Source organism: Micromonospora sp. DT15, from assembly GCF_049841475.1.
GTDB lineage: Bacteria > Actinomycetota > Actinomycetes > Mycobacteriales > Micromonosporaceae > Micromonospora.
In genome coordinates this window covers 1-20,292 of the sequence record NZ_JBNCKJ010000018.1, presented here as the reverse complement: position 1 = coordinate 20,292, position 20,292 = coordinate 1, and the positions used below count along the sequence as shown (strand labels likewise).

Genomic DNA, 20,292 nt, shown 5'->3' with positions numbered 1-20,292 from the left:
TCTGGTGCAGGGCCGGGGCCGGTGTCCGACGAGGAGGACCGTGGCAGCCGACGACGAGGTCTCCGCGCTCGCGTACACCGCGCGCCGGGTCCGGCGGCACCTGCGCTGGGCTCGTGACGAGGGGATCGGACGGCTGATCGAGGAGGACCGCCTCAACCCGGTCGACCGGATCGGCACCGCACTGGCGAAGCGACGCTGGCGGCGGCGGGCCGGCCGGACGCCCGGCTCGGCGATGCCGGTCTACCTGGTCGGTCTGCAACGCTCCGGCACGAACATGCTGGTCCGGGGCCTGGACGCCGCCGGAGAGGTCGAGGTCCGCAACGAGAACGACGGCACTCTCTTCCACCGCTTCCAACTGCGCCCCGACCCGGTGCTGACCGCCACTCTCCAGCGCAGCCGGCACGCGTACGTCCTGGTCAAGCCGCTCTGTGAGAGCCACCGCGTGGACGAGTTGCTGGCCCTGCCGGGGCTGACCCCCGGGCGGGCGCTCTGGGTCTACCGTGACGTCGACGACCGGGCCCGCTCCGAGGTCGCCAAGTTCGGTGACGCCAACCTGCGGGCCCTGCGGGCGATCGCCGACGGCAGCATCGGCCGCCGGTGGCAGGGGCAACGCCTCGACGCCGACACCGTCGAACTGATCCGGGCCCACGACCCGCAGGGGTTGGATCCGCACAGCGGCGCCGCGCTGTTCTGGTACGTCCGCAACTCGTTGTTCTTCCAGCTCGGCCTGGACCAGCGAGCCGATGTGCTGCTCTGCCGCTACGACAGCCTGGTCGCGGAGCCCGCCGCGCAGCTCCGGCGGCTCTGCGCCTTCCTCGACTTCACCTACCATCCCCGGCTGCACGCGCACATCGCCCCACGCGCGTCGCACGGCCCGACGAACCACCGACGGCTACCGATCGACAGGCGCGTCCGGGCCCTTTGCGACGAGCTGACCGACCGGCTCGATCGCGCCGCGGCCGACGCCCGATCCGAGACGACGAAGGCGGTCGACAGTGGCTGAGACCGGAACCCGTACCGCACCGATCTTCCTGGTCGGCTGCCAGCGGTCGGGCACCACGATGGTGCGTCTCGTCCTGGACTCGCACTCGCGGATCAGTTGCGGTCCGGAGACGCGGTTCCTGCCGGACCTGCGACGGATTGTCGGCCGGGACTGGGAGCGACTGGCCCGCTTCGGCTTTTCGCGCGAGGACTGGTTGCGCCGGATCCGGGACTTCTTCGGCGGCGTGCACGCCGACTACGCCGCCACGCGGGGCAAGGCCCGGTGGGCCGACAAGACCCCGCTGTACGCCATGTCGCTCGACTTCGTCACCGAGGTCTTCCCGGACGCCCAGATCGTGCACCTCATCCGGGACGGACGCGACGTGGTGGTCTCGCACCGCAAACGGTTCGGCTACTGGTCCGCTGTGAAGTGCGTGGTGAAGTGGCCGCGCTACATCCGCACCGCGCGGGCCGTCGGCGCCACCCTGCCGGCGGACCGCTACTACGAGCTGCGGTACGAGGAGGCGGTCAGCGAGCCGGAGAAGACGATGCGCGGCCTCTTCGAATTCCTCGGCGAGCCCTGGGAGGACGGCATCCTCGACTACGACAGCAAGCAGCACGACGTGGCGCAGAAGTACACCACCGAGGCGGAGCGGCGACGGGCGGCGGTGGGCGACGCCGCACCCATCTACGGCTCCCGGGTGGGCAGCTACCGCCGCGAACTCGACCCGTTCCTGCGCCTGCTGGTCTGGGTCTTCTCCGGTCCGACCCTGCGCGCGCTGGGCTACCGGTGACCCGCCCCGGCCGGCTGCGCGCGGCCGCGACCGCCGTCGCCGTCACGCTCCTGCTCACCGCCGGCTGCACCGCCGGCGACGACGATCCGCCACCGGCCGCCACCCCCTCCGCGAAGGTGACACCCGGAGCCGCCCCGCCGGCGCGCGTCGGCGACCCGGTGAGCAACCCGTTCGGCGCGCACTGGGACTGGTCGCGGTACCAGCAGTTCGAGCCGTACCTGCGCCGGCTCGCCGGTTCGGCGACGTACGAGGAGATCTCCTGGTGCGAGATCGAACGAACCTCGGGGCAGGTCGACTGGGCTGGGCTGGACGAGATCGCCTCGCGCAGCCGGGACCTGGGCGTCACGCTGCACCTGAAGATCCGCACCGGCGTGTGCTGGGCGACCGGTGGCAAGGCCCGCTACACCCGGGGCACGGCGAACAAGACCGAGTCGGCGATGCCCACCGACCTCGGCGCGTACCAGCGGTTCGTCCGCTCGGTGGTGCAGCGCTACGGCCCGTACGGTGTGCGGGAGTACGCCATCGAGAACGAGGTCAACGCGCCGAGCTACTGGGCCGGCAGCCCCGAGGAGTACGCGCGGCTGGTCCGGGTCGCCGCCGAGACGATCCGCGCAACCGACCCGAAGGCGCTGGTGGTCGACTCCGGCATCAGCAGCGTCGCGTACGGCATGGGTGTCGCCGACCGGCTGGTGCGCGCCGGTCGGATGCCCGAGGCCGTCGCCGCCTACCAGGCGTACTTCCAACGTCGGGTCGGCACCCGGGGGCAGCAGATCCCGGCGGTGAACGGGGAGGCGCAACTACGCCGGGCGCTCGGCACCGAGACCAACAGCCGCAGCCTGCGCTTCCTGGCGGTGACCGAGTCGCTGCTGACCGACCGCACCGTCGACGTCCGCCAGGTGCACTTCTACGAGCACTTCAGCGGGGTGGCCCCGCTGCTGGACTACCTGCGCGCCACCACACCACCGGGCACGCCGATCCAGGCGTGGGAGGTCGGGCAGTTCTGGCGCGACGGCGACGGCGACCCGGCCAGCCGGGCGGCGGAGATGGTCAAGACGGTCACCCTGCTGGTCGCCGGCGGGATCGGTGAGATCAGCTGGCTGCCGTTGGCGTACAACCCGAACAACGCCGCCGGTAGCGAGGTCCGCTACGGCCTGCTCGACCCGGACGGCGCCGAACGGGACGCCGGCCGGATGCTGGCCGCCCTGGCCGACGCGGCGCGGGACGCCACAGTCACCCCGCTGCCCACCCCGGTGGCCGGCAGGCTGCACGGGGTCGCGTTCGTCCGGGGCGGGTCGAGCACGCTGGTGCTCTGGTCGGCGTCGAACACGCCGGTGACCGTGCCGGCGACACCGGGCGGACGGACCGGGGCGGTGGGTTCCCCGCTGGGCGCGGCCGGCGGGGGCACCACAGTGACCGACGTCCCCGTCCTGCTCCGCGCCGACCAGCCGGTGGACCGGATCCTCGCCGCCGTCCGCTAGGACGGAGACCGCCGCGCCCTAGCCGGGCCAGGGGTCGGGCCAGCCCAACAGCGCGGCCAGGCGCGTGTTGTGCGGCGCGAAGTGCTCACCCAGGCGCTCTCGCAGCTCCGGCGTGAGCTCGGAGACTCCCGGGTCGACGCGACGGGTGTGCCGGGTGAACGCCTCGGGGGTGAAGGCCGGCAGGCCGAGGAAGCGCAGCATGTCGGCGTACGTGCCGGCCGGGTCGGCGTGCAGGTCCTCGGTTCGGGCGACGTGGATCCGCTCCCGCGGGACATGCGCGAACCAGCGGTCCAACTGCTCGGCGTAGCGACCCCGGGCGGCATACGAATAGTTACGCAACGCCCGGTGCGCGGCGGCGCTGTCCGGGCCACCGCGCGTCGCCCGGGCCAGCCGCTCCTCCTCCGCGTCGAGGGCGTCGGCGAAGGACAGCGGCTCGACACCGTACGAGCGGGTGTGCAGGTAGTGCGAGTAGGCCCGCTGCACCGGATCGCGCAGCAGGACGACGAAGCGCGCCTGCGGCAGGGTCGCCGCGACCCGGGCCGGCACGCTCGGATGGAACAGGTAGTAGGGGCTCGCCTCGAACGTGCGCTCACCCGGGGCGAGACGAGGGAAATGCCCCCGGTACCACAGCGCGCCCCGACCGTGGTGGATGCTGAAGTACTGCAACTCCTTGCCGCTGGCCACCCGGACCTGCGGATGCGCGGCAAGGTGGTGGTACAGCGACGTGGTGCCGCAGCGCTGCCCACCGATCACCAGGAAATCGGGCAACGGACCGGGCTCTCCCGGCTTCGCCGCGCGCCCCCACGCCCGCGCCGCGCGTACCCCCCGACGCAGCCGGTCGGTGACCTGACGCCGCACGACGCCGGTCACGAGCGGACCACGGGGCGGGCGGCACCCACAACGGCACTGTCGGTGGGGTCGGCGGGGTCGGCCGGGGCGCGTCGAGGGCCTCGGCGGGTCACCGAGCGCAACACCATGACGTCCTCCCGACTGAGCCCGAGGGCGAGCACCACGGCGAGGTACACCGCCACGATCGCGGCCAGACCGACCACGAGCTGCACGGTCCCGCCCCCGAGCAGCCACCGCACACCGAACCCGGCACCCATCGCGACCAGCGCGGCGACCAGGCCCTTGACCATGCCCGCCGTCACCGGCACGGTGTGCACCTGCGCGCGCACCTGCCAGACCCGTGCGACGTTCACCGCTGCCAACGACACCGCCCAGGCCACCGCCGCGCCGAGAATGCCGTACGCCGGGATGAGCCAGAGGTTGAGCAGGACGTTGAGCAGCAGGGCCGCGAGGTTGTCCACCATGTTGACCGAGACCCGGCCGGACATGTTCAGCAGCGTCCCGCAGGGCCCGGTGGCGGCGTTCACGAGTTGGCCGAGCGCCAGCACCACTGTCACCGCCGCACCGCCCGCCAGACCCGGTCCGCCGACCACGCGCAGCAACTGCTCCGGAAAGACCAGCAACGCCACGAAGGCCGGCAGCGACAGCCGGAGCACCCAACCGGTGGCGACCCGGTAGATCCGGCGTACCTCGTCCAGTCGACCCTGGTGGTAGAGGTGCGCCAGGTGCGGACCGAACGAGGCGTTCACCGGTGCCAGCACGAACACCGCGATCGTGACCAGCCGGGTCGCCACGTGGTAGACGCCGATCGCGTCGGGACCGTAGTCGAAGAAACCGAGCAGCAGCGCGTCCACCCAGATCAGCCCGGTGGACGACAGCGAGGAGACCCAGCTGACGGTGGAGAACCGGAACAGCTCGCCCGGCCGGTACGCGGGCCGGGCGGCGGGCACCCGACGCACCATCCGGGCGAGCGCCACGAGGGCGAGCCCGGCCGCGCTCCAGCTCGCCGCCACCAGCGCCCAGAACGCGCCGGTCAGGCCGGCCCCGAGGGCGAGCGCCAGAGCGGTGAGCACCAGCCGGGCGGCCGGATCGTAGACCTGGCCGATGAGCGCGTACGCCCGTTGCGTGCGCCACCCCCGGGTGGCCGCGAGGGCGGCCTCGCAGACGGTGGCGGCGGGCAGGCAGAGCGCCACCAACCGCAGCCCGGTGGTGAGCTGCGGGTCGTGCAGGGCGTCGGCGAGCCACGGCGCGCCGACCACCAGACCGAGGGCGATCACTGTGGACGCCAGGGCCGAGATGCCGATCCCGAGCCGGATCGCGCCCCGCAGGGCGGCCGGCTCGTCGTCGGCGAGGTGCACCGCCACGAACCGGGTCAGTCCGGCCCGGAAGCCGGAGAGCGAGAGCAGCCCCAGCAGCGACAGCACGGCGTAGACCTGGGCGTACCGGCCGAGTTCGCGTACACCCAGCACCCGTGCCAGCAACAACATGACCAGGAAGAGCGCCACCTGGCTGAGCACGGCGCTGCCCAGGTTCAGCACACCGCCGCGGGCCATGCCGCGTACCTGCTGGTCGCCGGCCTCCGGCGCGGCCGACGACCGGCCGGTCACCTCGCGCACCCGCCGGGCCGTTCTCCGACGGTCACGACCGTGCCGCGGTCACGGTCTCCGCCGGTGCCGGAGAGGCCGCTGTGGTCGCCGCCGGGGCCGCCGGCCGGGCGGCGGCACGACCCCGGGAGAGCAGTTCGAGTACGCCCACCAGCAGCACCCCGAGCAGCAGACCCGCACCGCCCACCGGCAGGGCGGTGCGCACCAGCTCGGTCATCCGGCTCACCTCGTGCGCCTCGCCGATGCTGGTCACCTGCTTGGGATCGGCGGCCTGGGCCTGCGCCCGCGCCGCCTGCAACCCTTCCCGCGCCTGGGACAGGGCGTTGGTCGCCGCGTCCCGCTGGGCGATCAGGGCCTGGTAGTCGGGGAGCTTCGGCCCCAGCTCGTCGAGCTTCTTCTGGGCGGCGGTGATCGCGGCGGTCGCCGCGTCGACACCTCTACCGTTGCCGACCGCCTGCATGGAGAGCTGCTGCTGGCGCAGGCTGGTCAGCTCGCCCAACGTGGCCTGGTAGATCCGGTCCGGCTGGGAGACCTTGTTCGTCTTCTCCCACTCACCGATCGCCTTGGTCGCCGCGGTGACGTCGGCGTTGGCCGCCTCGACCTCACCGGTGGCGATGCCGACCTGGGAGGAGAAGAGGAAGGCCAGCGCCCGGGTGGTGGTCGCGGTCAGCACCGGCGCGACAGTCGCCCGGTCGCCGGCGGTGTAGGTCACCTCCAACTGGCTGCTCGCACCGACCTGGGTGATGGCGAGCCCGTCGCGCAACCGCTCCGGCGGCACCCCGGTGTCGGCGGCCACGTCGGCGAGGACGCGGGGCGAGGTGACCGCCGCGCCGAACGCCGCGACGAACTGGTTCGCCGCCTGCGTACCGGTGTACTGCGTTCCGGCCACGCCGCCCACCAGGGCCGGCGCCGCCACGTACGCGGTCCCGCTGAACTGCTGTGGCGCTGACAGGACGATGGCGGCCGCGGCGCCGGTGGCGAGCACCGGCACCCCCACGAGTACCCAGAGGCGCCGCCGGGCGACCCGCAGGTAGTCGACGATCTCCACTTTTTCCCCAATGCTGTCGTTCAGTCAAACCGGGACGGACGTGCCTCGTGGCTGCTCGCCGGTCAGGTTCGGAGCCGGCTGGCGGGCGATCACGCTGGCCGCCGCGGCGAACGCGACGAAGTACCAGAGAGTGACCACGTTGGAAATGACGTTGGAAGCGGCGCTGACCGCCACGAACGCGGCGGCGCAGCCGGTGAACCCGACCGCGACGCCGCGCTCGAAGCTGCCCGGAGGCGCGCGCCGCAGCGCGGTCCGGGCGGTGTGCACAAGGGCGAACAGCATCAGCAGGTACGCCCCGAGACCGAGCAGCCCGGTCTCCACGTACGCCCGCAGGAAGTCGTTGTGCGGCTTCTTCGCCTCGTCGGTCTCCCGCTGGGTCATGTTCGGCCCGATGCCGGTCACCGGGTTCCGGTCGGCGAGTGTGACGATCTCGGTCCAGTAGCCGATCCGCCAGGCCAGGGTGTTTCCGGTCGGGTCTCCGCCGACAGCGCGGGACGTGCCGAGTTGGGCGAAGCGTTCGCCGACGGCGGGCACCAGTGCCACCCCGGCGACCGCCACCACGCAGAGGGTGACCAGCATCCGCTTGCTGCGATGCAGCGCGGCGACCACCACCAGGCCGATCGCCGCACCGAGCAGGGCGCTGCGGGTGTTGGTGAGCAGCAGGAACAGCAGCGAGAGCGCGAGCAGCACCCCGAGGGACGCCCGCAGGCGACGATCGAGGAAGCGGTACACCGCGAACCCGAAGATCACCATGAACATCAGGTAGCGGCCGAACGTGGTCGACTGGCTGAACGTGCCGCTGATGCGGGTGAAGTCGCCCTTCAGCTCGGCCGGCGGGTTGCCGAGCAGCGACAGCACGACTGTGTAGCCCAGCGCCAGCACCAGCGAGGCGTAGCAGGCGAGCAGGACCCGACGGATCGCCGCGGTGTCCGGCATGAGCTGTTCCAGCACCACGAACATCACCACCACGGTGAGGATCCGCAGCGCCTCCAACAGGCTGTTCGCCGGCCGGCTGGCACCGAGGGCGCTGACCAGGCTGCTGGCACCGACGAGCAGCATGGCCCAGCTGAGCGGGGAGCCGCGTAGCCGCCCGTGCCGGCTGAGCTGCGCGGCCAGCCAGAGCCCGGCGGCGAGGAGGAACAGCACGGCGAGCAGGGTGGAGGGGTCCACCGCCCGGGCCGTCCCGCCGGATTCGGCCTGGCCGGCGCTCGGGCCGGTCAGCTTGAACAGGTCGACGCAGGAGCGCACCGCGAGCATCAGCAGCACGTACCCGGCGAACCGGGTCAGCGCGAGGACGGCCACCGCGATCCCCACGACCGCCGCGAGCGGCAGCACCATCCCCCTGCGGTCACCGGCCGCCATGGAGACACCCGCGACCACCGCCACGACCGCGGCGGCCAGCGCCGCCGCGCCGGTGAGCAGGCGGGTCGGGTCGAGCCGCCTGGTCATGAGCGGAGTGACCTGCTGAGTGTGTTGTTCCACTGATCCCACTGAACTGAATCGACGCTGCTCGGCCGCTGCCGGGCGCGGCCAACCGATGTCCTCCCGGCACAAGATCGGTTCAATCTAGTCCTGTCACCTCGACGGCAGAAGGGGCCGTTGCACCGACTGCCCCGTCCCCCGGGGGGCTGATCCGACACTGCCCCGGCTGACACCGCCCGGTCAGTCGGCGGTCGCCGTGGGTCGTGCCCTGGCCCGCCGGCCCGGCTCCGGGGCCAGCCTTAGATAGAGCTGCTCCAACTCGCGGGCGGCGGTGTCCCAGCTGTACCTGCTGGTGATCTGCTCGCCCAGCGCCACCGCGCCGGCCCGTTCAGCCGGCAGGTTGGCGAGCAGCGACGTCAACACCCGGACCAGGTCGTCCTCGTCGCCGTCGCGGAACAACCGCCCGCCGGCGGTGTCGGCCTTGAGCACCTCGACGTGCGGCGCGATGTCGCTGGCGATCACCGGCAGCCCGTACGCGGCCGCCTCCAGCAACGTCAACGGCAGTCCCTCCAACCGGGACGGTTGAACGAAGCCGGCAGCTCCGGCGTACAGCTCGGCGAGCAGGTCGTCGTAGGCGAACCCGGTGAAGACGATCCGGTCGTCCGCCCCGGCTTCCCGGCGCAGCCGGTCCACGAAGTCGTCGGTGAACGACGACCCGCCGACGATCGCCAGGCGCATCGGGGTTTCGGTCCGGCGGAAGGCCCGGATCAGCAGGTCGGCCGCCTTCTCCGGCACCAGCCGACCGACCAGCAGCAGGTAGCCTCCGGGGGTCAGCCCGAACCGGTTCTGGATCTGACGGGTACGCGCCGGTCGGGCCGGGTTCACGCCGTTCGGGATGTAGGTCGTCGGACGGCCGAACCGGGCGCCGTAGTGGGCGGCGAGCCCCTGGGAGACCGCTACCCGCTGGTGCGGGACGTACCCGCTGAACCAGTGGGCGCTGCCCAGCACGGCCCGCGCGGCGAGCCCCCACTTGCCCCGCTGGTTGTCCAGCCCGTGCACCGTCAACACCACGCGCGCCCGGGACAGGGCACGCGGAAGCGGGGCGACCAGGGCCGGCCCGAGCCCGTGGTAGTGCACGATGTCGGGCCGCGCGGCCATCGCCGCCATGGTCGAGGTCGCCGCGTGCACGATGGCGTCGAGGTGCTTGCTCGCTATCGTGTGGGTCTGGCGCAGCCGTACGCCCCGGTAGCCGTCTGCGGGCGTCTCGCCGTAGCTCCGGCGGCAGTAGACGGTGACCTCGTGGCCGTAGCTGGCGAGCCGGCTGGCCATCTCCTCCACGTGCCGTTCGATCCCGCCGTAGGTCGCCGGTATCCCCTTCTGACCGATCATCGCGATCCGCAGCGGACGCCAGGCGACTGCTGTGTCGGCGACGCCCGCTCGGGACCGCCCGGCGGAGACCACCCGTTGCCGGGGTATCGCAGGGCTTTCGGCGTGCTGGTCCACGTCCTCGGCCTGCAGGTCGGGATGGGCCACGTTGACTCCCTGCGTGACTAGGTCCGCGCCCGCCGCCCGGGGCAGGGTCAACACCTTGCCATGGATGGGCCTGTCCGCCACCTGATCAATGAGACAGGAAAATCATCCATGGGATTCGCCGCAAAGGGAATGGCACCGGGGGTGACATCGAGGTGACCGGCGCTGGTGCCGCGTCGAACGGCACGCGAACAGGGACGAGCCCCGGTCGATCACGTGCTGATCGGCCGGGGCTCGTCGGTGGTACCTGTCAGGCGAGATCGAACCGGTCGAGCTCCATGACCTTGGTCCAGGCGGCCACGAAGTCGGCGACGAACTTGTCGCGGGCGTCCTGGCTGGCGTAGACCTCGGCGAGGGCGCGCAGCTGCGAGTTGGACCCGAAGATGAGGTCGACCGCGGTGGCGGTCCACTTCACCTCATCGGTGGCCAGGTCGCGGATCTCGTACACGTGCTCGTCGGACTTCGACGCGCTCCACCGGGTGCCCGGGGAGAGCAGGTTGGCGAAGAAGTCGTTGGTGAGCACGCCCGGCCGGTCGGTCAGCACACCGTGCTGGCTGCCGCCGACGTTGGCGCCGAGGGAGCGCAGACCGCCGATGAGGACGGTCATCTCGGGCGCGGTCAGGTTGAGCATGTACGCACGGTCGATGAGCAGCACCTCCGGCTGGGTCTTCTCGCCGGGACGCAGGTAGTTGCGGAAACCGTCGGCGCGCGGCTCCATGACCCGGAACGACTCGGTGTCGGTCTGCTCCTGGGTCGCGTCGGTGCGGCCCGCCCGGAACGGCACGGTCACCTCGACGCCGGCGTCCCGCGCAGCCTTCTCGACGGCTGCCGAACCGGCCAGCACGATCAGGTCGGCGATGGAGATCTTCGCGCCGCCGGCCTCGTTGAACTCCCGCTGGATGCCCTCGAGGGTGGTCAGGACGGTCGCGAGCTGCTCCGGCTGGTTGACCTCCCAGTTGCGCTGCGGCTCGAGACGGATCCGCGCGCCGTTGGCGCCACCGCGCTTGTCGGTGTGCCGGAAGCTCGCGGCGGACGCCCAGGCGGTGGAGACCAGCTGGTCGATCGTGAGACCCGACTCCAGGACCTTCGCCTTGAGTGCGGCGATGGCGGCGTCGCCCACCAGCTCGTGGTCGACGACCGGCACCGGGTCCTGCCAGAGCTGCGGCTCGGCCACCCACGGCCCGAGGAAGCGCTCGATCGGGCCCATGTCGCGGTGCAGCAGCTTGTACCACGCCTTGGCGAAGGCCAGCGCGAACTGGTCGGGGTTCTCCAGGAAGCGGCGGGAGATCTTCTCGTACGCCGGGTCGACGCGCAGCGACAGGTCCGTCGTGAGCATCGTCGGCCGGTGCTTCTTCGCCGGGTCGAAGGGGTCCGGGATGATCGCCTCGGCGTCCTTGGCGACCCACTGCTTCGCACCGCCGGGGCTGGTGGTGAGCTCCCACTCGTAGCCGAAGAGGATCTCGAAGAAGCGGTTGCTCCACTGCGTCGGCACGTCGGTCCACGTCACCTCGAGACCACTGGTGATCGTGTCCGCGCCCTTGCCGCTGCCGTGGGTGCTCAGCCAACCCAGGCCCTGCGCCTCCAGCGGCGCGCCCTCGGGCTCCGGACCCACGTGGTTGTCGGCGACGCCGGCACCGTGGGTCTTACCGAAGGTGTGACCACCGGCGATGAGGGCGACGGTCTCCTCGTCGTTCATCGCCATCCGGCCGAAGGTCTCGCGGATGAAGTGCGCCGCCGCAAGCGGGTCCGCGTTACCGCGGGGGCCCTCCGGGTTGACGTAGATGAGACCCATCTCGGTTGAGCCGACGCCAGCCGCCATCTCCTTCTCGGAGGCGTAGCGCTCGTCTCCCAGCCAGGTGTCCTCGGGGCCCCAGAAGATCTCCTCGGGCTCCCAGACGTCCTCGCGACCGAAACCGAAGCCGAAGGTCTTGAAGCCCATCGACTCCAGGGCGACGTTGCCGGCGAGCACGATCAGGTCGGCCCAGGAGATCTTCTGGCCGTACTTCTGCTTGACCGGCCAGAGCAGCCGGCGGGCCTTGTCCAGGTTGGCGTTGTCCGGCCAGCTGTTGAGCGGAGCGAAACGCTGACCACCGTCGCCGGCGCCACCGCGACCGTCCTCGATGCGGTACGTGCCGGCGGAGTGCCAGCTCATCCGGATCATCAGGCCGCCGTAGTGGCCGAAGTCGGCCGGCCACCAGTCCTGCGAGGTGGTGAGCACCTCGACGATGTCGCGCTTGAGGGCCTCGACGTCGAGCTTGGCGAACTCCCTGGCGTAGCTGAAGTTCTCGCCCAGCGGGTTGCCCTTGTTCGAGTGGGCGTGCAGCACCGAGAGGTCGAGCTGGTTGGGCCACCAGTCCCGGTTGGTGCGCGGACGACCACCGGTCTTCGGGGTCGGCGAGTCGATCGCCGGGTTCTCACTCTCGCTGCCGTGCGCGGTCACCGAGTCGTGCGCGACCGGGCAGCCGGCCGCTGCCTTCTGGTCCACGCCCTGCGCACTGACGGGGCCGTTGTCCTGGGTGTCGCTCATGTACTTCCTTCCGAGCTTGCGGATCTCTGGGGCGTGCGTTCGGTCGCGCAGTCGGGACAGGTGCCCCAATAGACGACCTCCGCCTCGTCGACCACGAAACCGTGGTCGCCTGAGGCGGTGAGACAGGGAGCGTGGCCGACGGCACAGTCGACGTCGGCGATGGCGCCGCAGGAGCGGCACACGACATGGTGGTGATTGTCCGAGATCCGGGACTCGTATCGGGCGGTCGCCCCGGCCGGCTGGATGCGCCGCACCAGCCCGGCGTCGGTGAGCACCCGCAGCACGTCGTACACCGCCTGGTGGGAGACCGTCGGGTGGTCCGCGCGGACCAGCGCGATCACCGCGTCGGTGCCGACGTGCGGGTGGTCACGCAGCGCCGCGAGCACCGCCAACCGGGGCCGGGTCACGCGCAACGAGACAGCCCGTAGCTGCGCCTCGAAGTCGGACATCACCCGACGAACACTAGCTCACTATTTTGGAACGAATCAAGTTTTGCGCCGCCCGAGGTGCCTCAACGGCGGACGATTCACCCGAGGTTAACCTGCGGGAGGAAGAAATTCGGACAGCCGTGTCGAGAAGCGCCGAGCGGCTCCGTCCCCGGAGTGAACGTGACCACGATGGGTCGCAGCCAACACCAAGGAGCACCACGATGGCCAAGTACCTGCTGCTCAAGCACTACCGGGGCGGCCCGGCCGGGGTGAACGACGTGCCGATGGACCAGTGGACCCCGGCGGAGATCTCGGCCCATATGCAGTACATGCGCGACTTCGCGGCTCGACTCGAGGGAACCGGCGAGTTCGTCGACGGTCAGGCACTCGCCCCGGAGGGAGCGTGGGTCCGGTACGACGGCGAGGGCCGCCCGCCGGTCACCGACGGCCCGTTCGCCGAGACCAAGGATCTCATCGCCGGCTGGATGGTGATCGACGTCGACAGCTACGACCGGGCTGTCGAGCTGGCCGGGGAGTTGTCGGCCGCGCCCGGGGCGGGCGGGAAGCCGATCCACGAGTGGCTGGAGCTGCGCCCGTTCCTGAGCGAGCCCCCCACCATCACGGAGTGACGACTCCGATGGACGAGACGCTGCTGCGCAACCTCACGCCGAGCGTCCTCGGGATCCTCGTCCGCCGCGGAATCGACTTCGCGGCGGCCGAGGACGCCGTGCAGGACGCCCTGGTCGAAGCGGTCCGGGTCTGGCCGGCCGACCCGCCGCGCGACCCGAAGGGCTGGCTGACCACCGTGGCGTGGCGACGGTTCCTCGACGCGGCCCGAGCCGACACCGCTCGCCGCCGGCGCGAGGATCTCGTCGAGGAAGAGCCGGAGCCGGGGTCCACCCCCACCGCAGACGACACGCTCCAGCTCTACTTCCTGTGCGCCCACCCGTCGCTCACGCCGTCGTCCGCTGTCGCGCTCACGCTGCGCGCTGTCGGCGGACTGACCACCCGGCAGATCGCCCACGCCTACCTGGTGCCCGAGGCGACCATGGCGCAACGCATCAGCAGGGCCAAGCGCACCATCTCCGGGCTGCGGTTCGACCGACCCGGTGACGTCGCCACCGTCCTGCGCGTCCTCTACCTGGTCTTCAACGAGGGCTACTCCGGTGACGTGGACCTCGCCGCCGAGGCCATCCGGCTCACCCGGCAGCTCGCGAACGGGATCAACCACCCCGAGGTGGCGGGGCTGCTCGCCCTCATGCTGTTGCACCACGCCCGGCGCGCCGCCCGGACCGCCCCCGACGGCAGCCTGGTGCCGCTCGCCGAGCAGGACCGCAGCCGTTGGGACACCCGGTCGATCGCAGAGGGCGTCGCGATTCTCCAGGCGGCCCTGGCCCGCGACCAACTGGGTGAGTTCCAGGCCCAAGCGGCCATCGCGGCGCTGCACGCGGACGCGCCCACCGCCGCGGAGACCGACTGGGTGCAGATCGTGCAGTGGTACGACGAACTGGTGCGCCTGACCGGGAACCCGGTCGTCAGACTCAACCGCGCGGTGGCGGTCGGTGAGGCCGACGGTCCCAGGGCCGGCCTGGCGGCGCTCGCGGCGGTGGACGACGCGCTGCCCCGGTACACGGCGGTGGCGGCGTACCTGAACGAGCGTGACGGCGACCTGGCAACGGCGGCGCGGCTGTACGCCGAGGCTGCCCAGCAGGCCCCCAACCTCGCCGAACGCGACCATCTGACCCGCCAGGCCGCCCGGCTCAACGACCTACGTCGTCGCTGACCCCTCGGGCAACGGGAGCGTCCGCCCGTGTCGTTGGCCAAGGCCGGGGCACCTGGTCCGGAAAGTCTCCGGAACTTTCGGCGGACCCATCCCGGCCGATGTTCGGCTGTTGGGACGCCGCGACGACCGCCCTGACCTCTGATCCACTACTGACCTGGATGGATGCCGCTCCGGTGCTGGCGGCGGTGTTGCTGCTCTGTTTCCGGAAGTTGTTGACAAGTCGACGGCCGGGTTAATACGGTCGCCATCGACGGCGTTCGATTGTCGTCAGCACCAGCCACCACGCCCCACTTCTCCGATCGTCGTGCAGGACGACCGGCCCCACCACCACCGAGCGGTACGACGCCGTGGCCGTCACCCGACCACCGGCAGCCTGCCGAGGCGTACCGCGCCGCTGGCCCCCGCCAGCCGTCAGAGGAGGCAACAGTTCCATGACCGACACCAGCCACACCAAACCGAGAGGCCGCGCCCGTATGCGGCTGCTCCTGGGCGCCGCGTGCGCCGCCGTCGTGGCCGTCGCCGGCACGATGACGGCCACCAACGCGTACGCCGAGGCCGACCGGACCCTCACGTCGAACCTCACCGGCACGCACAACGGGTACTACTTCTCGTTCTGGAAGGACAGCGGCAACGCCAGCATGACGCTGCGCGCCGATGGCCGATACACCAGCAGTTGGGACAGGAGCACCAACAACTGGGTCGGCGGCAAGGGTTGGGCCACCGGCACCCGGCGGACGGTCACCTACTCGGGCAGCTACAACCCGGGCAACAACAACACCTACCTCGCCCTGTACGGATGGACGCGCAACCCGCTCATCGAGTACTACGTGGTGGAGAACTTCGGCAGCTACAACCCCAGCAGCGGCGCCACCCGGATGGGCACTGTCACCACTGACGGCGGCACCTACGACATCCTCCGCAGCCAGCGGGTCAACGCCCCGTCGATCGACGGCAACCAGACGTTCTACCAGTTCTGGAGCGTCCGCCAGCAGAAGCGCTCGAGTGGCACCATCACCACCGCCAACCACTTCGACGCCTGGGCCCGGGCCGGCCTGAACCTCGGCACCAATCACAGCTACCAGGTCATGGCCACCGAGGGTTACCAGAGCCAGGGAAGCTCCGACATCACCGTGCGGGAGGGCAGCGGCGGGAACCCGACGACCACTCCGCCCACCACCGGCAACCCGGGGAACGGCAACTGCAACGCGACGATCTCCGCCGGCCAGCAGTGGGGTGACCGGTTCAACCTCAATGTCGCCGTCAGCGGCACCAACAACTGGGTGGTCAGCCTCGGCCTCGGTGGCGGCCAGAGCATCCAGAACAGTTGGAACGCCTCCGTCAGCGGCAGCAGCGGCACCGTCACCGCGAGGCCGAACGGCAACGGCAACAACTTCGGGATCACGGTCATGGCCAACGGCAACTGGAACTGGCCGACGATCACCTGCAGCACCGGCTGACCCGATCGACTCCTGACCCACGGTGCTGGCGTGGCGGCCTCGGCCGTCACGCCAGCAGTGTGTCACTAGACCGGCGCCGCGTTCTCGTCCGCGGCCGGCGCCCCCGGGGACGGCTTCTTCGTCGGCTCCGTGGCCGGCTCCTCCTCGCTCTCCTCGGACGCTGTCGCGGTCGGCGCCGCCGTCGTCCCACCCGTCGGGGCTGCCGTCGGCTCCGCTGGCGGGCTCTCGGACGAGGTGGGCTCGGGCGCGCCCCCGGTGCTCTCGCCGGAGGGCGTTGGCTGGCCGACCGGCCCGGCACCCGCCGAAACGCCTGCCGTCGGGGTCGGGGAGCCAGGCGCGCGGACCGGCAGACCCCCGGAACCGCGGGTAGCCGGCTCTCCGCCGCCCACGCCCAGGTCGGGCTCGCGCTGCGAAGGGCCCGTCGGCGACACCGCTGGCGGCGTCGACGGCCCGTCGGTCGGGCCCGTCATCATCCCGATGGGATCGGCGAACACCAGAACGGCTGCTGCGGCGGCCATCGATCCGAGAACCACAGCGAGCACCTTGGGCCCAGGGCCGCCCGACCGCTTCGCCGCACCGCCGACGACCGACCGCTGAATTTCGGTGCGTTCGACCGCCGCCCCGACCGGCGCTCCGACAGCCGTCCGCAGCTGATCGGACGGATCCGCGAGCCCCTGGGCCGCCGCGGCCATTGTCGCCGCCGTCGGGAAGCGACGGGTGGGGTCCTTGGCCATCGCGGTGGCGACCAACCGCTGGACCGCCTCCGGAACGTCCTCGGGCAGTGGCGACGGCTCCTCTTCGAGATGACGCAACACCACCGCTATCGCGTTCTCGCCCTCGTGCGGGGGCCTGCCGGCAAGACAGTGGTAGACGACCGCTCCCAGCGCGTAGATGTCGATCGCCGACGTCGTCTCGCTCCTGGTGACCTGCTCGGGCGCCATGTAGAGGGCGGTGCCGACGACCTGGTTCGTCCCGGTGAGGCTCGCCGCCTCCTGGGTCACCGCGACGCCGAAGTCGACGAGTACGACGTGCCCGTCCGGCTCGATGATCAGATTGCTGGGCTTGACGTCCCGGTGCACGACGCCGGCGTCGTGCGCGGCCTGGAGCGCGCGGGCGGTCTGCGCGGCGATCGACATCGTCTCGGCCACACCCAGCCGGCCCATCTCGGCGATCCGCTCCGACAGGGGCTGCCCCTGCACGCACTCCATGACGATGTACGCGAGCACCGGCGCGTCGGGCTGGGACACCTCACCGTAGTCGTAGACCTGCGCGACACCCGGGTGACGCAGGGCCGCCATCGCCCGGGCCTCGCGACGGAACCGTTCGCCGAAGCCGGGATCGGTGACCAGCCGAGGTCGCAGCATCTTGATCGCGACGCGGCGGTCCAGGGTTTCGTCGACCGCCCGCCAGACATCGCCCATTCCACCGCTGGCGATGCTCTCGAGCAGACGGTAACGGTCCCCGACGACTTCCCCCACGATCGGCATGACATCGTCGGTACCCCGGACTGCCCGATCCCAAGCACCGCGACGTCGGCCGAGCCCGGTGTCCCCACGAAGCGGCCCCGCCGCTTCCGACGGGGCCGCTCCGACCGTTCGGCGGTCTGATCAGCTGTTCAGCCTGGCGATCAGGGCGGTGGCCATGCCCTGCTCACCTCGGGCGTTGGGGTGGAACGGCGCGGCCGAGTTCTGCGGCACCAGACCCTCGACCCACCGGGTGCCGCTGCTCTTGCACGCGTCACGGCCGATCGACGGGGTGTAGACGTCGGCGTAGGTGGCGCCGTTGGCGCTCGCGACGCTGGCCAGCATCGCGTTGAGCGACTTCTCCACGCCACGCAGGTACGGCACGTCCTGGTAGGCGATCGGAACGACCGGCCAGCAGCCGTAACCGCTGTCGGGCAGGATCGCCGGATAGCCGAGCACCACGACCCGCGCGCCCGGCGCGGCCTGCCGGACCGCCTGGAGCACGGCGGTGATCTTCGGTGTGGCGGCGACGATCCGCGCCTGCAACTGGTCGACGCCTCCGGCGGTGTACCGGTTCTTGCACGGAGATCCGAGGGGGCTGCTGACGCTCGCCTCCGCGCAGTCGCCGATGATGCCGGCGAAGCCGATGTCGTTGCCGCCGATCTGCACCGTCACCAGCGAGGTGTTCGAGGTGACCGCGTTGAGCTGCGGTGGCGTCATGATGCCCAGTTGGCCGCTACCGCCGTAGAGGATGTCGTCAGTGGTGGCGCCGGAGCAGCTCACGTCGGCGAACGACGACGAACCGGCGGACGCCGCCACCAGCGACGGGTAGTTGCGGTTGGACCGTAGGCAGTTGAGGTCGACCTGGGTGGGGATCAGCGGGCCTGCGGTGTACGAGTCGCCCAGCGCTACGTAGCGGCCGGTGGGCACGGCGGCGCTGGCGGGGGTGGCGACGGTGAGCAGCACGCCGGCGGTGGCGAGGGCGAGTGCGGCCAACCGGGTGGCTGCCCGCAGGAGGGGCAGGCGGGGACGGGTCATGGCGCCTCCCAGGAGGGAATCAGGGGTGGTGGTGCCCGAGATCCTGTCGCCGCCGAGGCCGCGCGTCAATATCGATGGGCCTCACTAAACATCTGCCCGAAGTGTGGGATGGAACGATGGCGGTCAATTCAGTGGCGCATACCACCGGGCACCGGTGACCTTGATCCGCCGGGACTGCTTGCGGTTCCACTCCACCTGCATGCCGTGCTTGCGCAGCACCGGGAACGCGACCTCGTCCAGCAGTCGTTCCAGGTCGGCCTGGTCGCTGGCCTGCTGCTCGGCCTCCGACAGGCGCGCGTAGGCGGCCTCGTCGAAGTCGGCCGGCGGATAGACGCCGTAGCCGAGGTAGACCTCGCCGTCCTCGCTCGCGAGCAGGGACTCGGTGTCCTGCTGGTGGTACCAGAGAAAGCCGCGCCAGTGCCGTGAGTCGTCCCGCTCGTCGTCGATCTCGGCGCTCGCGCAGGTGCCACAACAGCTGAAGTTCTCCCGGGCCAACACCCCCAGCCCGTTGAGCTCGACGAAGGCACGGGTGAGGTTGCCACGCACCTCACCCCACTCGCGCTGCTGCTCCCGCCGAACCGCCAACGCCGTCTCGTGTGCCGCCCTGAGCTCATCGTCAGTCGCGCCGCAGCGCTCGTCGTCGTCGTCGAAGAAGTAGACGAACTCGTCCGCGTCGCTCTCACCACGCACCACCCAGGCCCACAGCTCGTCCTCGATGGCGGTGCGGCCCGGCTCGGGGATCCGATCGCTGAGGAACCTGACGCTGGCAGGGCGATCGTTGTACGTCCACTGAGTCACGCCGAGATCTTCACATGGGCCTGTGACGGCCTCGGTCGGAGAACGGCCGGCGCGGCGGCCGTCCCCGCAAGCGCACCCTAGTTTCCGGCTGGCACCTGGTCCGTGACCTCGTCGTAGCCGACCGGCGTCGGCGCCGGGCCCGGCGCGTAGATCACGCGAAGGACACCCGTCGGGAACGCTTCCGTTGCCAGCAGTCGCAGGTGGTACGCCGCGTCACCCTCGTCGAACAGCCTGCGGCCCTTGCGCGCGGCCACCGGATGCACCAGCAGACGCAGCTCGTCGACCAGGCCGGCGGCGAGCAGTTGCTGCACGACGGAGATCGACCCGGGGATGAGAACCCCGCGCACCCCGGCGTCGGCCTTGAGCGCGGTGACGGCGTCGAGGAGGTCCCCGTCAATCAGCTCGGAGTTGCGCCAGGAGAATTCCAGCGGCTGACGCGAGGCGACGACCTTGCGCATGTCGCCGAGTTGCTTGGCGAACGGTGCGTCCTCGCCACCGGCGGCCTCACGGTCCGGCCAGGCCCCGGCGAAGCTGTCGTACGTCTCGCGGCCGATGAGCAGCACGTTGGCGGCGTCGTAGTCCTCGGTGACGGCGCGGCCCATGTTCTCGTCGAAGTACGGGAAGTGCCAGTCAGGGTCGATCTCGGCCACACCATCGGCCGAGATGAACAGCGTGGAGATGACCTTTGCCATCGCGGAGGTCCCTTCGAGTCGGGTGACGTCGGTAGGTCGACCGGCGCATCGTCCCAAACTCGTCAGCCACAGCCCGCCCCGCTGGCGCGTGTCGTGTCCCGTCTTTGTCAGCCCGACGTCACGGGAACGATCCAATGCCAGGTTTCCGGAGACCGAGGACGCCAGAGGATCAATCGCGCCCGGCGTGGTGCGGGGCGGGCTCGGTGTGACGCCGAGCCCGCCCCGTTCCGGGTCGGTCGAGCGCGATCGGAGCGGGTCAGCGCTGCAGGGTCAGCAGACCCGGCCGGTACGGCAGCAGGCCGTAGTCGCCGCCGGAGCTGGGAGAACGACCCTGGTAGAGCAGTTGCAGGTTGCAGGCGTTGACGGTCATGGTCTGGTCGGCGTTGGTGCGCAGCAGCTC

At 71.2% G+C, this 20,292-nt stretch carries 17 protein-coding genes and 1 pseudogene; 6 read left to right on the top strand and 12 right to left on the bottom strand.

The window, feature by feature from the left end; translation table 11 throughout:
- The first annotated feature begins 40 nt into the window (after positions 1–40).
- From ACLQ3F_RS30125 to ACLQ3F_RS30115, 3 genes are read left to right on the top strand one after another with little or no spacing between them, the layout of a single operon-like run.
- Positions 41–1,003: a hypothetical protein gene (locus tag ACLQ3F_RS30125; protein ID WP_425852964.1), complete on the top strand. Its 963-nt coding sequence runs from the start codon at positions 41–43 to the stop codon at positions 1,001–1,003.
- On the top strand, positions 996–1,775 hold the full coding sequence (locus tag ACLQ3F_RS30120) for a sulfotransferase family protein (RefSeq protein WP_425852962.1): 780 nt from the start codon (positions 996–998) through the stop codon (positions 1,773–1,775). The genes ACLQ3F_RS30125 and ACLQ3F_RS30120 overlap by 8 nt, the downstream gene beginning before the upstream one ends.
- Positions 1,772–3,253, top strand: a complete 1,482-nt coding sequence (locus tag ACLQ3F_RS30115) for a hypothetical protein (RefSeq protein WP_425852961.1) — start codon at positions 1,772–1,774, stop codon at positions 3,251–3,253. Before ACLQ3F_RS30120 ends, ACLQ3F_RS30115 begins: the two co-directional genes overlap by 4 nt.
- An 18-nt stretch (positions 3,254–3,271) precedes the next feature.
- Here ACLQ3F_RS30115 and ACLQ3F_RS30110 read toward each other — a convergent pair whose 3' ends face one another.
- The 7 genes from ACLQ3F_RS30110 to ACLQ3F_RS30080 all read right to left on the bottom strand — a co-directional run bounded on the left by ACLQ3F_RS30110 (position 3,272) and on the right by ACLQ3F_RS30080 (position 12,685).
- On the bottom strand, positions 3,272–4,123 hold the full coding sequence (locus ACLQ3F_RS30110) for a sulfotransferase family protein (RefSeq protein WP_425852959.1): 852 nt from the start codon (positions 4,121–4,123) through the stop codon (positions 3,272–3,274).
- Positions 4,120–5,718: an oligosaccharide flippase family protein gene (locus tag ACLQ3F_RS30105; RefSeq protein WP_425852957.1), complete on the bottom strand. Its 1,599-nt coding sequence runs from the start codon at positions 5,716–5,718 to the stop codon at positions 4,120–4,122. Before ACLQ3F_RS30105 ends, ACLQ3F_RS30110 begins: the two co-directional genes overlap by 4 nt.
- A 22-nt stretch (positions 5,719–5,740) precedes the next feature.
- A complete protein-coding gene (locus tag ACLQ3F_RS30100) occupies positions 5,741–6,754 on the bottom strand; it encodes a Wzz/FepE/Etk N-terminal domain-containing protein (protein WP_425852956.1) in 1,014 nt (337 codons plus the stop codon).
- A 24-nt stretch (positions 6,755–6,778) separates the two neighbouring features.
- Complete coding sequence (locus tag ACLQ3F_RS30095; RefSeq protein ID WP_425852954.1) at positions 6,779–8,236, bottom strand: O-antigen ligase family protein; 1,458 nt, start codon at positions 8,234–8,236, stop codon at positions 6,779–6,781.
- Between the two features lie 180 nt (positions 8,237–8,416).
- A complete protein-coding gene (locus ACLQ3F_RS30090) occupies positions 8,417–9,790 on the bottom strand; it encodes a glycosyltransferase family 4 protein (RefSeq protein WP_425852952.1) in 1,374 nt (457 codons plus the stop codon).
- Between the two features lie 166 nt (positions 9,791–9,956).
- Positions 9,957–12,233 (bottom strand): catalase/peroxidase HPI, encoded by a 2,277-nt coding sequence (gene katG, locus ACLQ3F_RS30085; RefSeq protein WP_425852950.1) that lies wholly within the window; start codon positions 12,231–12,233, stop codon positions 9,957–9,959.
- A complete protein-coding gene (locus ACLQ3F_RS30080) occupies positions 12,230–12,685 on the bottom strand; it encodes a Fur family transcriptional regulator (RefSeq protein WP_354969622.1) in 456 nt (151 codons plus the stop codon). The genes katG and ACLQ3F_RS30080 overlap by 4 nt, the downstream gene beginning before the upstream one ends.
- Before the next feature lie 197 nt (positions 12,686–12,882).
- Here ACLQ3F_RS30080 and ACLQ3F_RS30075 point away from each other — a divergent pair, with 197 nt between their 5' ends.
- The 3 genes from ACLQ3F_RS30075 (at position 12,883) to ACLQ3F_RS30065 (ending at position 15,901) form a co-directional block, all read left to right on the top strand.
- Entirely contained in the window at positions 12,883–13,290 is a 408-nt protein-coding gene (locus tag ACLQ3F_RS30075) for a YciI family protein (protein ID WP_355008594.1), read from the top strand.
- Between the two features lie 8 nt (positions 13,291–13,298).
- Positions 13,299–14,444 (top strand): RNA polymerase sigma factor, encoded by a 1,146-nt coding sequence (locus ACLQ3F_RS30070; protein WP_425853088.1) that lies wholly within the window; start codon positions 13,299–13,301, stop codon positions 14,442–14,444.
- Positions 14,445–14,875: 431 nt separating this feature from the next.
- Positions 14,876–15,901 (top strand): glycoside hydrolase family 11 protein, encoded by a 1,026-nt coding sequence (locus ACLQ3F_RS30065; protein WP_357199027.1) that lies wholly within the window; start codon positions 14,876–14,878, stop codon positions 15,899–15,901.
- A gap of 65 nt (positions 15,902–15,966) precedes the next feature.
- Here ACLQ3F_RS30065 and ACLQ3F_RS30060 read toward each other — a convergent pair whose 3' ends face one another.
- The 5 genes and pseudogenes from ACLQ3F_RS30060 to ACLQ3F_RS30040 form a co-directional block, all read right to left on the bottom strand.
- Positions 15,967–17,388, bottom strand: a complete 1,422-nt coding sequence (locus tag ACLQ3F_RS30060) for a protein kinase domain-containing protein (RefSeq protein WP_425852947.1) — start codon at positions 17,386–17,388, stop codon at positions 15,967–15,969.
- Between the two features lie 120 nt (positions 17,389–17,508).
- On the bottom strand, positions 17,509–18,402 hold the full coding sequence (locus tag ACLQ3F_RS30055) for an SGNH/GDSL hydrolase family protein (protein WP_425852945.1): 894 nt from the start codon (positions 18,400–18,402) through the stop codon (positions 17,509–17,511).
- A gap of 123 nt (positions 18,403–18,525) precedes the next feature.
- A complete protein-coding gene (locus ACLQ3F_RS30050) occupies positions 18,526–19,200 on the bottom strand; it encodes a DUF6891 domain-containing protein (protein ID WP_425852943.1) in 675 nt (224 codons plus the stop codon).
- A gap of 77 nt (positions 19,201–19,277) precedes the next feature.
- Positions 19,278–19,892, bottom strand: a complete 615-nt coding sequence (locus ACLQ3F_RS30045) for a dihydrofolate reductase family protein (protein WP_357199038.1) — start codon at positions 19,890–19,892, stop codon at positions 19,278–19,280.
- A 256-nt stretch (positions 19,893–20,148) separates the two neighbouring features.
- Positions 20,149–20,292 (bottom strand): annotated as a pseudogene (locus ACLQ3F_RS30040) (non-reducing end alpha-L-arabinofuranosidase family hydrolase); the annotation flags it as partial.